The following is a 15102-nucleotide window of genomic DNA, read 5'->3' on the forward strand; positions in this document are numbered from 1 at the left end:
ATAGCTGAAACTATAGTTGCCTTTTCTGATTGTATATGTCCAATTTTACTTCGTAAATCTACAATAATAGGAATACTCCCTAAAATATCAATTACAGCAAATAATATCATCGATATGGTAAAAACTTCTTTCCAGTCAATCATAAAATGTTTTTTGCAAAGATACGGATTAAGTTCAATTGGCGTGTTTTCAAATTAAAATTTGCCGTATTTAATTCCTATCTTTGCGCTTTAAATAAAATAAGTATGTTTCAACTTCAAAAAACCATTGTTTCTGAAGAAATTTTAGAAAAAGATTTTGTTTGTAATTTATCTGCTTGCAAAGGCGCGTGTTGTGTAGATGGCGATGCGGGTGCTCCTTTAACCCAAGAAGAGACTCAAATTTTAGCAGCTATTTATCCGAAAGTGAAACCCTTTTTACGAAAAGAAGGAATTGCTGCTATTGAAGCACAAGGAACACACGTTATCGGAACGGATGGCGAATTAGAAACTACATTAATTGATGGGAAAGATTGCGCGTATGTAATTTTCGACAATAAAACCGCACTTTGTGGGATCGAACAAGCTTATAATCAAGGAGAAGTAAGTTGGAAAAAACCAGTATCTTGTCATTTATACCCAGTTCGAGTAAAAGAATATTCCGATTTTTCAGCGGTAAATTATCATAAATGGCATATTTGCTCTGACGCTTGTGCTTTAGGAGCAGAATTACAAGTTCCGGTTTATAAATTTGTAAAAGAAGCCTTAGTTCGAAAATTTGGAATCGATTGGTACGAAGAATTAGAAAAAGTAGCCGAAGATTTAAAAAAATAGCCCTCAAAAAAACACCTCAAAAAATCGTGTTAGTAGTTGTATTTTCAGCTGATTAACCCGATTTTTTTATTTTGTTTAACGTTATTTAATACATTGATAATCAAATAATTATAAAAATATTTTTAATTTTTGTAATAATGTATGATTGTTAAAAACTTAGTCAAATTGTGAATAAGTTTGACTTTTATTATTCAATTGATTTATTGAAATTTGTAAAGTTAAAAATATAGAGAATGTATCTCGCTTAAAATTATAAAATCAATTACTTATGTCAATCGTTGAGCCAATTTTACAAGAAAACAAAAACAGATTTGTAATTTTTCCTATCAAACACCACGATATTTGGGAATGGTATAAAAAAATGGAAGCCAGTTTTTGGACAGCTGAAGAAATTGATTTGTCTCAAGATTTAAATGATTGGAATAATAAGTTGTCTGCGGATGAAAAATACTTCATCAAACACATTTTAGCCTTTTTTGCTGCTTCTGACGGAATTGTGAATGAAAATTTAGCTGAAAATTTCGTAAATGAAGTGCAATATGCAGAAGCTAAATTTTTCTATGGTTTTCAAATTATGATGGAAAACATCCATTCTGAAACTTATTCGCTTTTAATTGATACTTATGTAAAAGATGAAGCTGAGAAAAATGAATTATTTAACGCTTTAGATGTATTTCCTGCAATTAAGAAAAAAGCAGATTGGGCATTAAAGTGGATTGAATCGGATTCTTTTGCAGAACGATTGATAGCGTTTGCAGCTGTAGAAGGAATTTTCTTCTCTGGTGCATTTTGTTCTATTTATTGGTTGAAAAAACGTGGTTTAATGCCAGGTTTAACCTTTTCTAACGAATTAATTTCTCGTGACGAAGGCGTACATTGCGATTTTGCCGTACACTTACACAACCATCATTTAGTAAACAAAGTTTCAAAAGATCGTATCAGAACCATTATTGTTGATGCGTTAAATATCGAAAGAGAATTTATTACAGAATCGTTACCTGTTTCATTAATTGGAATGAATGCTGGATTAATGACGCAATATTTAGAATTTGTAGCAGATAGATTATTAGTAGAATTAGGATGCGATAGAGAGTACAATACCTCAAATCCATTTGATTTTATGGATATGATTTCGTTACAAGGAAAAACAAATTTCTTTGAGAAAAAAGTAGCTGAATACCAAAAAGCAGGTGTTATGAATACAGATACTGAAGCACAAAAAATTACTTTTGACGCTGATTTTTAAAAGAAAAACTTACAATACAGATTTCCCCAAATCCTGCTATTCACTTTTCCTAAAACGTAAGTTGCTTTTGTTCTTAAAAAGCGACAAGCCCTACTTACTGGCTAAAAAATAAGTATTACAAATAACCCGAATCAGTAAAGGGATTTGCTGTTTCAAAAAAACAAAAACTATGTACGTAATTAAAAGAGATGGCCACAAAGAGCCAGTAAGTTTTGACAAAATCACAGACAGAATTAAAAAACTGTGTTATGGTTTAAATGATTTAGTAGATGCTGTAAAAGTAGCTATGCGAGTTATTGAAGGTTTGTACGATGGGGTAACTACTTCAGAATTAGATAACTTAGCAGCTGAAACGGCCGCTTCAATGACCATCGCTCACCCTGATTACGCACAATTGGCAGCTCGTATCGCCATTTCTAATTTACATAAAAATACCAATAAATCCTTCTCGGAAACGATGAGTGAAATGTATCATTATGTAAATCCAAGAACCAATCAAGCAGCACCTCTTTTATCAGAAGAAGTACATAAAGTAATTCAAGAAAATGCAGAATATTTAAATTCTCATATCATATATAACAGAGATTTTAACTACGATTATTTCGGATTTAAAACTTTGGAACGTTCGTATTTATTAAAAATTAACGGAAAAATTGTTGAGCGTCCGCAACATATGTTGATGCGTGTTTCTGTAGGAATTCACTTAAATGATTTACCAGCAGTGTTAGAAACCTACGACTTAATGTCGAAAAAATTCTTCACACACGCTACACCAACATTATTTAATGCAGGTACGCCAAAACCTCAAATGTCATCTTGTTTCCTTTTAGCGATGCAAGACGATAGTATCGATGGTATTTATGACACATTAAAACAAACCGCAAAAATTTCTCAATCTGCTGGTGGAATTGGATTATCAATTCATAACGTACGTGCCACAGGTTCATATATTCGAGGGACTAACGGAACCTCTAACGGAATTGTTCCTATGTTACGTGTGTTTAATGATACGGCGCGTTACGTAGATCAAGGTGGTGGAAAACGAAAAGGAAGTTTTGCTATTTACATTGAAACCTGGCATGCCGATATTTTCGATTTCTTAGACTTGAAAAAGAATACAGGTAAAGAAGAAATGCGTGCTCGTGATTTATTTTTTGCTATGTGGACATCAGATTTATTTATGAAACGTGTTCAAGAAGACGGACACTGGACGTTAATGTGTCCAAATGAATGTCCAGGTTTATATGATGTGCACGGTGAAGAATTTGAAGCACTTTACACGTCGTATGAAGCAGCAGGAAAAGGAAGAAAAACCATCAAAGCACACGAATTATGGGAAAAAATTCTAGAATCTCAAATTGAAACGGGAACGCCATATATGTTGTACAAAGATGCAGCAAACAGAAAATCAAATCAGAAAAATTTAGGTACCATTCGTTCTTCGAATTTATGTACCGAAATTATGGAATTTACTTCCAAAGATGAAATTGCTGTTTGTAATTTAGCATCACTTTCATTACCTATGTTTGTTGAAAACGGGGCATTTAATCACGAGTTATTTTACACCGTAACCAAACGTGTTACTCGAAACTTAAATAAAGTAATTGATAGAAATTATTATCCAGTTGTTGAAGGAGAAAATTCAAATAAGCGTCACCGTCCAATCGGATTAGGCGTACAAGGTTTAGCCGATGCATTTATTATGTTACGATTACCTTTTACAAGTGATGAGGCAAAAACATTAAATCAAGAAATCTTTGAAACTATGTATTTTGCAGCAGTAACTGCTTCTATGGAAATGGCAAAAGAAGAAGGACCTTATTCCAGCTTTGAAGGCTCTCCAATTTCTCAAGGAGAATTTCAACACAACTTATGGGGAATTCAAGATTCAGATTTATCTGGACGTTGGGATTGGGCGAGTTTAAGAAAAGAAGTAATGGAATTTGGAGTACGTAACTCATTGTTAGTAGCACCAATGCCTACGGCGTCTACTTCTCAAATTTTAGGAAATAACGAAGCATTTGAACCGTATACTTCAAACATTTATACGCGTAGAGTGTTGTCTGGAGAGTTTATAGTAGTAAACAAACATTTACTGGAAGATTTAGTAAAATTAGGTTTGTGGACAGAAGATTTAAAACAAGAATTAATGCGTGAAAACGGATCCGTTCAAAATTTAAATATTCCTCAAGATTTAAAAGAATTATACAAAACCGTTTGGGAAATGTCTATGAAAGACATTATTGATATGTCGCGTCACCGTGGATATTTCGTAGATCAATCGCAGTCGTTAAACTTATTTATGCAAAATGCAAATTATGCAAAATTAACGTCTATGCACTTTTACGCTTGGCAATCAGGTTTAAAAACTGGAATGTATTATTTACGAACAAAAGCAGCTGTTGATGCGATTAAATTTACATTAAACAACGATAAAAAAGCAGAACCAATACAAAATATTCAACCAAAAGAACAATTGGAAGTAGTGCAAGCGGTGGAGCCAGTTTCTACAAGTGCAATGTCTGCGGAAGAATACCGAGCGATGATTGAATTAGCTAAAAACGCAGGTCCAGACGATTGCGAAATGTGTGGTTCATAAGTAGAAAAACATAAATTATATTATATAAAACAGTCATTATTTTTAATGGCTGTTTTTTTATACCTTTGAAAAAAAATAAAATTATGGCAAAAGAAAAAGGAGTATATACTGGATTAATTGAACAAGATGCCGACGGAAATTTTTTCTGCGGCCCGTATATGTTAGACTATAAATTAGTGGTTTCAAAATTTAAAATTGGCGATGAGGTAAATTTGAAAACCGTCATTGAAAATCCAAGCGATAAAAGTTATGATAAGTACCCAAAAAAATCAAGTTTGTTTTTCTTATCTAATTTAAAAGAGTAAAATTAAAATCCTTCAAAACGAAGGATTTTTTTATTTCTAAATTCCTATCTTCGTATTTCTAAAACCGAACACAATGATGAAGTGGGAACAACTTTTGTCTTTAAAACGACAAGGCGACACGAGTAAAAGATTACGAAAAGAACAAGACGACACCCGTTTGGGTTTTGAAGTAGATTACGATAGAATTATTTTTTCTTCAGAATTCCGTTTGCTTCAAGATAAAACACAAGTAATTCCACTTTCTAAAACAGATTTTGTGCATACGCGTTTGACACATAGTTTGGAAGTTTCTGTTGTGGGTCGTTCCATAGGAAGATTGGTTGGAAAAAAAATTTTAGAAAAATACCCACATTTACAAGAAATCCACGGCTATCAATTAAACGACTTTGGAGCTATTGTTGCTGCGGCTTGTTTGTCACACGATATTGGAAATCCCCCATTTGGACATTCTGGAGAAAAAGCAATTGGAGAATATTTTTCTTCAGGAAGTGGACAGAAATACAAGTCGGAAGTAACCGAAAAAGAGTGGCAAGATATTGTTGATTTTGAAGGAAATGCAAATGGCTTTTCTATTTTAACATCAAACAGAGAAGGCGTGGAAGGCGCTTTGCGATTATCTTATGCTACTTTAGGAACTTTTATGAAATATCCGAAAGAAAGTTTGCCCAAAAAGCCAACTTCAAATATTTGTGATAAAAAATACGGTTTTTTTCAACAAGACAAACAATTCTTTCAAGAAGTAGCCTCAGAATTAGGTATGATTTCGAACAAATCGAATCCTGATGTAGGCTATTTTCGTCATCCTTTAGCCTTTTTAGTTGAAGCTGCTGATGATATTTGCTACACAATTATTGATTTTGAAGATGGCATAAAATTAGGATTAATTAATGAAGATTTTGCTTTAGAATATTTAATAAAGCTGGTTCAAAAATCTATCGATTCTAAAAAATACAACGAACTTCAAACCAAAGAAGACCGCATTAGTTACCTACGTGCGTTGGCTATCGGAAGCTTAATAAACGATGCGGTTTCTGTATTTATGGATAATGAAACTGCCATATTAAAAGGAGAATTTTCAGTTTCTTTAATGGATAAAAGTCAGTATAAAGCCCAAATTTCAGACATTATTAATATTAGCGTAAAAAATATTTATCAATCAAAAGAAGTAATTGAAAAAGAAATCATTGGATATAAAGTTATTCATACGCTTTTAGATGTTTTTATTCAAGCTTACATTAACACGTCAACTAATTCAGGTACAAATTTCGATAAATTAATAATGAATATCCTTCCCGAAAAATACAAAAGCCATAAAGAAACAATGTACGATAAATTATTGAACATTTGTCAATTTGTTTCATTATTAACTGACGGAAAAGCTATTGAAATTTATAAAATTATCAATGCAACTAAAATATAATTGAACAAAATAAAAAAGAATATTAATTTTTTTGTGTTTTACTCATTTATAGATTAATTTTGAGTTTTATTATGTAACCCAAACTGTTTATGAAAAAGCACTTACTAGTAGTTATTGGAATTTCTTTATTTAATTTTATCAGTTGTACTGAATCAAAAATACTTAACTCAAAAGTTAAAAAAGAAGTATCTGTAAGAAATACTGCATTTAAAAAATCTAATGATTATTCAACTTTACCGAAAACTAATACAAATTCAGTTGAGAATTTACAGCTAGTTCCAGTAAAACCAATTTCTAAATTTGATGAATTAAGAGCATTACATGCATGTTATTTATCTGAAAGCCCATATAAAGAAACCCTTAAAAAAACAAAAATTGAGAGACAAGCTTTAGGTCTTCCTCCAAATAAATATTACGAAAGCGATTGGGAAGCTACAATGGATCCATCAATTGGACGACCTACTCCTGAGAAACTTGAACTATTAAGACAAAAACTTGAAAAGCAACGAAATGAAGATTTAACGGCTTTTAGAGCTCCCGGTGATGGAATTGACAATAGTTGGATTGAACGAGGTCCTACTAATGTTGGCGGTAGAACAAGAGCCGTAATTTTTGATCCAAATGATCCAACAAATGAAACTGTTTTTGCAGGAGGTGTAAGCGGAGGAATTTGGAAGAACACAAATATTTCTAATGATAATTCTGAATGGACTCGTGTAAACATTCCAGATAATCTTAATGTAACATGTATAGCTGTAGATCCAAATAATTCAAATATTTTTTATGCGGGAACAGGAGAATCATATGTGGGCGGAGATGTTACTGGAGATGGATTATGGAAGTCAACAAATGGTGGAAATAATTGGGTAAAAGTACTAGGTGGTGTTTCGGGTCCTACTTATTATCAATCAGGTTCTACTGTTACTGTAAATTCACCTGCAGTAAGTTCCTTTTCTGCTATTGAAACAACTGATTTTGGGGTACCAATTACAACAGCCATAACTTCTAATATTGTTTTGGTAGATGATGGCACTTTACTTCCAAATGAAGGATGTGGACCCTTTATAAATGCTGCATCCGTAAATGGTAAAATTGCATTGATAAAAAGAGGAACTTGTCCATTTATTCAAAAATGCACAAGTGCAGTAAATGCCGGTGCTATAGCTGTAATAGTCATCAATAATGTATCTGGTATTCCTGCAGCTATGGGTGGTGTGGATACTTTTGGAACGGTTACAATTCCGTCAGTTGCAATTTCACAACAAGATGGTAATGCTTTAGTTACAGCATTAGAGAATGGTCCAGTTAATGTTACTTTAAATCCATTAAATTCTTCAATTCTAACTGCAAATTTTGTTCCAGGAATTCAACACATAAATGATGTAGCAATTAGAAATAATGCTGGGAATTCAGAAATATATGTAGCTGCGGCTTCAACACCAACTGCTGGTGCACTTTTAGGAGGTAACGAATATGGTTTATATAAGTCTTCGAATAGTGGTGTTACTTGGACAGAAATTGCTTTACCACTTACAAGCAATGGGAGTAAAACTGCTCCAAATGACATAGAAATTACATCAGGCGGAAAAATATGGTTGTCATCAACTAACAATTCTTTATATGGAGTTGGTGGTGGTAGAATATTTTCTTCAACAGACGGTGTAACCTTTCAACAAAAACATAGTATCCCATCTGGTGAAAGAACTCAAATTGCAGTTTCTAAAACAAATCCTGACAAGGTATATGTTTTAGCTGAAATACCAAACTCGGTAGCTATTGTAAAAACGCTTAATAGTTTTACAACAACAACCAATTTAGCTTTGCCAGTTGATGCGGATACTGGAATTCCTTCAAATGATTTCACTAGAGGACAAGCTTTTTACGATTTATTAATTGCTGCTGACCCGGTAAATGATGAAGTGCTATATCTTGGAGGTATCGATTTATTTAAGTCAACAAATGGAGGAACTTCTTATATGCAACTTTCTCATTGGTATGGCGGTTTTGGTTATCAAAATGTTCATGCAGATCAACATGGATTAGCATTTGGGAATGGCCCTTCAGGTAATTCTAAAATTGTATTTGGTAATGATGGTGGGGTATACTATTCTTCAGATGGGGGTTTCTTAACGACTTCAAGAAATAATGGATTTAATGTAACCCAATTTTATAGTGTGGGTGTTGCACCTGTAGGAGCAGTTGGTGGAAATTTATTTAATGACTATTTTGCTGCAGGGGCTCAAGACAACGGTACACAATATTTTTCATCTGTTCCTTCTGGTCTAAATCCGAGTGTAACAGCTCAAGGTGGCGACGGAGCATTTACCATGTTTGATCAAGGAGCAAATAAATATTTTATATCAAATTATGTGTATAATCGCAGTATAAATAGAAGAACTACAGACGGGGCTCTAAAAGTAATAAATAGTGAATCAACAACTAATGGAGCATTCATTTGTCCAATGGTTTTAGATTCAAATCTAGATATTTTATATTCCGATTATAGTTCGGGTACAAATTATCAAATTAGTAGATATACAAATGTTGGTTTAACTGGTATTGTAGTAAAAACTATTTTAACAAATGCATTTCTAACAAATTCACCTTCTGCTTTTGCCGTCTCTAAATATACAACCGGCTCAACTACATTACTTGTGGGTACTAGAAACGGAAAAGTTTTACGACTCACTAATGCCAATACCAATCCAACTTGGACAGATATATCTTCATCAGCTTTTGTAGGAACAATATCAGATATTGAATACGGCACTTCAAATGATGAAATTTTTGTTACCATGAGTAACTATAATGTTACTAGTATTTGGTATACTTCTAACGGTACAGCTGCAACTCCAACATGGGTAAACAAAGAAGGAAATTTCCCGGATATTCCTGTAAGATGTATTCTTCAAAATCCATTATTACCAACTACAGAAGTGATTGTAGGTTCTGATTTAGGAGTATGGTATACAAATAATTTTAATGCGGCATCACCAACTTGGTATCAATCTTATAACGGAATGCGTAATGTTAAAGTTACAGATTTGGATTTGAGAAACGATAACGTTGTTTTTGCGGCCACTTATGGTAGAGGAGTTTTCTCTGGTACATTTACTAATACAGTTCTTAATAACGACACGTTTACTAACAATATAAATGTTTCTATATATCCAAATCCAGTTAAAGATAATTTGAATATTAATATTAAAGATTTTTCTGGTGAGGTTTCGATAAAAATTATTGACATTAACGGAAGAGAAGTATTTAACAAGAATATTAATAATTTTATCACATCTAATACGTTAGATCTATCTTCATTTTCTTCAGGAATATATGTGTTAAAATTAAGTGGTGAAGGATTAAATTACTCTGAAAAAATTATTTTAGAATAATAAAATTTATAAGCTAACATAAAAAAAGCCTGTTTATTAAACAGGCTTTTTTAGTTATTATGATTTATACTTTAACGGTAAATACACCACTTTTTTAGTTTCAAAAAAATCTTCTTCAAAAAAATCAGGTAAATTATACAATTGAACCGTTTTATATGCGGCCAATTCTTCTGTTAAATCACCGCCTTTTAAATATAAAATTCCGTTTTTTAATTCGTGAATAGAATTTTTCTTCGTTTTGTCTTTTGTCCATTTTACAAAATCTGGCATATTGGTTACGGCTCGGCTAACAATAAAGTCGAATTCTTCTTTTACTAATTCGGCTCTTTTTTGTTCCGCTTTTACATTTTTTAATCCTAACCCATTAGCTACTTCTTGAACTACTTTTATTTTTTTAGCAATAATGTCTATCAAATAAAATTGTGTTTCTGGAAATAAAATTGCCAACGGAATTCCTGGAAAACCACCGCCTGTTCCTACATCCAAAATTGTTGCTCCTGGTTGAAATTGTATCACTTTTGCAATGCCTAAAGAATGCAAAACATGTCTTGAATATAGCTCCTCTATATCTTTTCTTGAAATTACATTTATTTTTGAATTCCAATCTGTATACAAATCGTATAATTTTGTGAATTGTTCAACCTGTAATGGGGTTAAATCGGGGAAATACTTTAATATCAGTTCCAAATTATTATTTATTTTTTGCAAAAATACAATTTTTATGTCATATGATATTTGTCATAATAAATTTTCGAAAAATAGTAGTATATTTGTGAATTAATATATAATATTTAGATGAAAATGCAAACACCAACTTTTTCAAGAACTGATAAAAATCAATTTTTTAGAACACTAAATAAAAGAGTTAACGACTATTTCAAAGAACATAATATTGATAAAACAGGGAACTGGAAATTGCATTTAAAAGCGGTCATTATGTTCAGCTTATTTTTCATCCCGTTTTTTATAATATTTTTCATTGACATACCTGTTTTAGCTTATCTTTTTGCATCAATAATCATAGGTGTTGGTATGGCTGGTGTTGGAATGAATGTAATGCATGATGGAAATCATGGTTCGTATTCTTCTAAAACTTGGTTAAATAAAATAATGGGTGGAAGTATCTATATTTTAGCAGGAAATGTGTATAACTGGCAAGTACAACACAATGTATTACACCATACTTACACAAATATTCCTGGTCATGACGAAGATTTAGATGCTGGTAGAGTAATCCGTTTCACCAAAGAAGCTACTTGGTATAAATTCCATGCATTTCAACACTATTATTCAATATTTTTATATGGATTACTTACTATTAATTGGTGCTTAACAACCGATTTTAAACAAATGGGCGGTTATATAAAAAGAAAATTATCTTATGGTAATACGCCAAATCCAAAAACACTTTGGACAGGTTTAGTAATCTCTAAGATTGTGTATTTTAGTTTTTGGATTGTTTTACCATTAGTTTTTGGAGTGGCAAGTTGGTGGGTAATTTTAATTGGGTTTTTCATAATGCATTATACAGCTGGAATGATATTAAGTGTTGTTTTTCAATTAGCACATATTACTGAAGATACCATAAATCCACACCCGAATGAAGAGGGTGAAATCGAAAATACTTGGGCTATACACCAACTGTTAACTACAGTTAACTTTGCTCCTAAAAATTGGATTGTAAATTGGTATACAGGCGGACTAAATCATCAAATAGAACACCATATTTTTCCAAATATAAGCCATATTCATTATGGTAAAATTGCAGAATTTGTAAAACAAACTGCAGCCGAATGCGAGTTACCTTATTTCGAATATCAAAGTATGCGAAGTGCAGTAATTGCCCATTTCAAACATTTGAAAGAGTTAGGTAAACGACCTCAATTAGCATAAGAAAACAGAGACGCGATTTATCGCGTTTCTTCATTTATATCATATTTAACTACACAACATGAATCACATTTTATCTGAAAGAATTAACAATCTTGCAGTTTCTCAAACTTTAGCAATGGCAGCATTGGCAAGAGAATTAAAACAACAAGGAAAAGACATTATTAGTTTAAGCTTAGGCGAACCAGATTTCAATACGCCAGATTTTATCAAAGAAGCGGCAAAACAAGCCATTGACGATAATTATTCAACCTATTCACCTGTAGACGGTTATTTAGATTTGAAAGAAGCCATTTGTGCAAAATTCAAAAGAGATAATAATCTAAACTATACGCCTAATCAAGTTGTTGTTTCAACAGGTGCAAAGCAATCTTTATACAATATTGCACAAGTTATGCTTAACGATGGTGACGAAGTAATTCTTCCAGCGCCTTTTTGGGTTTCTTACTTTGAAATCATCAAACTTTCTGGAGGAATTCCAGTAGAAGTTCCAACTTCAGTGGAAACAAATTTCAAAATCACAGCAGAACAATTAGAAGCGGCCATCACACCAAAAACAAAAATGATGTGGTTCAGTTCGCCTTGTAATCCTTCAGGTTCAGTATATAATAAAGAAGAACTTACCGCTTTAGTTGCCGTTTTAAAAAAATATCCAAACATTTATGTGGTTTCAGATGAAATATACGAACATATAAATTACACTGATGATTATTGTTCTATAGGTTCAATCGAAGGAATGGAAAACAATACCATTACCGTAAATGGTGTGGCAAAAGCATTTGCTATGACAGGTTGGAGAATTGGTTACATTGGTGCGCCAGAATTCATCGCAAAAGCGTGTACAAAAATGCAAGGTCAAGTAACAAGTGGTGCCAATTCAATTGCGCAACGAGCTACAATTGCAGCATTACAAGCAAATCCTTCTCAAATTAAATATATGGTTGATGCTTTTCATAAACGTCGCGATTTAGTTTTCGGATTAATGAAAGATATTCCAGGTTTCAAATTAACCAATCCAGAAGGTGCTTTTTACGTGTTCCCAGATGTTTCTTATTACTTTGGAAAAACAGTAAAAGGAACCGAAATTAAAGACGCTACAGATTTTGCTATGTATTTATTAGCCGAAGCCAACGTAGCAACGGTAACTGGCGAAGCATTCGGAAGTCCAAATTGTTTACGACTATCCTACGCAACAAGCGAAGAACAGTTAATTGAAGCAATTTCAAGAATTAAAAATGCTTTAGCATAAATACAAAACAGAACCATTAGAAATTTAGTAAAGATCTTAATTTCTAATGGTTTTTTAATTATATGGGCGTTCCCTTTCAGGTCGGGCATTACGTTACAATCTTTTTTAATTACCTTCGAGAACCTCAGGCAATTAAAAAAGGATTTTCACTGCATTCCCTAACGCATACCCAATTCAACATTCAACATTCGTTCTTCAACATTCCAAGTTTAAACAACGAATTTTGAAATTTAAAAATAACAAAAATGAATAAAAAAATACTTCTATTAGGTTCTGGTGAACTTGGAAAAGAATTTGTAATTGCTGCACAACGAATCGGACAAACCGTAATTGCTGTGGACAGTTATGAAAATGCACCAGCAATGCAAGTTGCTCACAGTTTTGAAGTAATCAATATGCTTGATGGCGCTGAATTAGACAGAATTGTAGCCAAACATCAACCAGATTTTATCGTTCCAGAAATAGAAGCCATTCGTACGGAGCGTTTTTATGACTATGAAAAACAAGGAATTACAGTTGTACCTTCTGCAAAAGCGGCTAATTTCACTATGAACAGAAAAGCAATACGCGATTTAGCAGCGAAAGAATTAGGTTTAAAAACGGCTAATTATCGTTATGCTACTTCTTTCGAAGAATTACAAAAATCAGTTGCCGATGTAGGAATGCCTTGCGTCGTAAAACCATTAATGAGTTCATCTGGAAAAGGTCAATCTACAATAAAATCAAATGACGATATTCAAAAAGCTTGGAACTATGCAGTTGAAGGTTCACGTGGCGATATTGTAGAAGTAATTGTAGAAGCATTTGTAAATTTTCATTCGGAAATTACGCTTTTAACGGTAACTCAAAATAATAATTTGCCCACTCTTTTTTGCGCGCCAATTGGCCACCGACAAGAACGAGGCGATTATCAAGAAAGTTGGCAACCAGCCCGAGTTTCAGAAGCAGATATTTTGGAAGCACAAGAAATGGCAAAAAAAGTAACTGAAGCTTTAGGTGGTGCAGGACTTTTTGGCGTAGAATTCTTCTTAACAAACGAAGGCGTATATTTTTCAGAATTATCGCCACGACCTCACGATACCGGTATGGTAACATTAGCCAATACGCAAAATTTTAACGAATTTGAATTGCATTTACGTGCTATTTTAAGTTTACCAATTTTCGAAATTACACAAGAAAGAGCAGGAGCAAGCGCAGTAATTTTAGCTTCAGAAAATTCAAATCATCCAACTTTTACAGGAATTGAAAACGTAGCGTTTCAACCTAAAACAGATTTCAGACTTTTTGGAAAACCAACGTCTCGTCCGTACAGAAGAATGGGCGTAACTTTAACGTATGATACGTTAAATACACCCATTGAAGAAATTGTTGAAAAAGCGAAAAAAATGGCTACCTTAGTACAAGTAAATAGTTAAAAAATGAAAAAAATAATTCTAATTGTGATAGGTTGTTTGGTTTTGGCTTCTTGTGGTCCCAGAAGATTAGGATGTGGTCCCAGAAGATGTGAAGTAAAAAACCCAACAATTATTACTTCAGATATACAAAAAATACAACTTTCATAAATGAAGAAGAAGATTGAAATTTTAGCGCCCGCAAAAAATTTAATTCAAGGAATAGCTGCTATCAATGCAGGTGCAGATGCCGTTTATATTGGCGCGCCTTTGTATGGTGCCCGATCTAATGCTACCAATTCTATTGAAGACATTGCCGAATTGGTTAAATACGCACACTTATTTAATGCACAAGTTTTTGTGGTTATTAACACCATTTTGTACGATAATGAATTAGAATCTTGTCGTCAACTGATTTGGAAATTGTATCACATCAATGTCGATGCCTTGATTATTCAAGATATGGCAATAATGGAAATGGAATTGCCACCAATTGTGCTTCACGCAAGCACACAAGCCAATAATCGAGATGCAGATAAAATTAAATTCTTAGCCGATGCCGGAATCAAACGTGTCGTTTTAGCAAGGGAATTAAATTTAAGTCAAATCAAAGAAATCAGTGAAGCTTCTGATGTAGAATTAGAGTTTTTCGTAACGGGTGCCTTATGTGTTTCGTTTAGCGGAAATTGTTATATGAGTGTGGCAAACGGTGAACGTTCAGCAAATAGAGGTTCTTGTGCGCAAAATTGCCGTTTACCTTATAATTTAATTGACGGAAATGGCGACACTTTAATCAAA

At 33.0% G+C, this 15102-nt stretch carries 12 protein-coding genes and 1 pseudogene; 11 read left to right on the forward strand and 2 right to left on the reverse strand.

The window, feature by feature from the left end:
- A pseudogene (locus tag ABWO04_RS06090) lies at window positions 1-143 on the reverse strand (MarC family protein); the annotation flags it as partial.
- 102 nt (window positions 144-245) lie between these two features.
- Here ABWO04_RS06090 and ABWO04_RS06095 point away from each other — a divergent pair.
- The 6 genes from ABWO04_RS06095 (at window position 246) to ABWO04_RS06120 (ending at window position 9774) form a co-directional block, all read left to right on the forward strand.
- On the forward strand, window positions 246-812 hold the full coding sequence (locus ABWO04_RS06095) for a DUF3109 family protein (RefSeq protein WP_353078268.1): 567 nt from the start codon (window positions 246-248) through the stop codon (window positions 810-812).
- Window positions 813-1080: 268 nt separating this feature from the next.
- A complete protein-coding gene (locus ABWO04_RS06100; RefSeq protein WP_353078270.1) occupies window positions 1081-2058 on the forward strand; it encodes a ribonucleotide-diphosphate reductase subunit beta in 978 nt (325 codons plus the stop codon).
- A 169-nt stretch (window positions 2059-2227) separates the two neighbouring features.
- Window positions 2228-4657, forward strand: a complete 2430-nt coding sequence (locus ABWO04_RS06105; RefSeq protein ID WP_353078272.1) for a ribonucleoside-diphosphate reductase subunit alpha — start codon at window positions 2228-2230, stop codon at window positions 4655-4657.
- An 83-nt stretch (window positions 4658-4740) separates the two neighbouring features.
- The gene (locus tag ABWO04_RS06110; protein WP_291241755.1) at window positions 4741-4962 is read left to right on the forward strand and encodes a hypothetical protein; all 222 of its coding nucleotides are present in this window, start codon (window positions 4741-4743) and stop codon (window positions 4960-4962) included.
- Between the two features lie 76 nt (window positions 4963-5038).
- Window positions 5039-6382, forward strand: coding sequence for a deoxyguanosinetriphosphate triphosphohydrolase (locus tag ABWO04_RS06115; RefSeq protein WP_353078285.1), 1344 nt, complete (start codon window positions 5039-5041; stop codon window positions 6380-6382).
- 89 nt (window positions 6383-6471) lie between these two features.
- Window positions 6472-9774 (forward strand): PA domain-containing protein, encoded by a 3303-nt coding sequence (locus ABWO04_RS06120; protein ID WP_353078274.1) that lies wholly within the window; start codon window positions 6472-6474, stop codon window positions 9772-9774.
- Window positions 9775-9831: 57 nt separating this feature from the next.
- Here ABWO04_RS06120 and rsmG read toward each other — a convergent pair whose 3' ends face one another.
- Window positions 9832-10461, reverse strand: a complete 630-nt coding sequence (rsmG, locus tag ABWO04_RS06125; RefSeq protein ID WP_353078287.1) for a 16S rRNA (guanine(527)-N(7))-methyltransferase RsmG — start codon at window positions 10459-10461, stop codon at window positions 9832-9834.
- 108 nt (window positions 10462-10569) lie between these two features.
- Here rsmG and ABWO04_RS06130 point away from each other — a divergent pair, with 108 nt between their 5' ends.
- From ABWO04_RS06130 to ABWO04_RS06150, 5 genes are all read left to right on the forward strand, one after another.
- Window positions 10570-11667, forward strand: coding sequence for a fatty acid desaturase family protein (locus ABWO04_RS06130; protein ID WP_353078276.1), 1098 nt, complete (start codon window positions 10570-10572; stop codon window positions 11665-11667).
- A gap of 58 nt (window positions 11668-11725) precedes the next feature.
- Window positions 11726-12913 carry a pyridoxal phosphate-dependent aminotransferase gene (locus tag ABWO04_RS06135; protein ID WP_353078278.1) on the forward strand — a complete coding sequence of 396 codons (1188 nt, stop codon included), beginning with the start codon at window positions 11726-11728 and terminating at the stop codon, window positions 12911-12913.
- A gap of 245 nt (window positions 12914-13158) precedes the next feature.
- Window positions 13159-14328, forward strand: coding sequence for a formate-dependent phosphoribosylglycinamide formyltransferase (purT, locus tag ABWO04_RS06140; protein ID WP_353078280.1), 1170 nt, complete (start codon window positions 13159-13161; stop codon window positions 14326-14328).
- Window positions 14329-14331: 3 nt separating this feature from the next.
- Complete coding sequence (locus tag ABWO04_RS06145) at window positions 14332-14475, forward strand: hypothetical protein (protein WP_353078282.1); 144 nt, start codon at window positions 14332-14334, stop codon at window positions 14473-14475.
- A partial coding sequence (locus ABWO04_RS06150) for a peptidase U32 family protein (RefSeq protein WP_353078283.1) occupies window positions 14476-15102 on the forward strand: 627 nt, incomplete at its 3' end.

Source organism: Flavobacterium sp. (genome assembly GCF_040382755.1).
In the GTDB taxonomy this organism is placed as follows: Bacteria; Bacteroidota; Bacteroidia; order Flavobacteriales; family Flavobacteriaceae; genus Flavobacterium.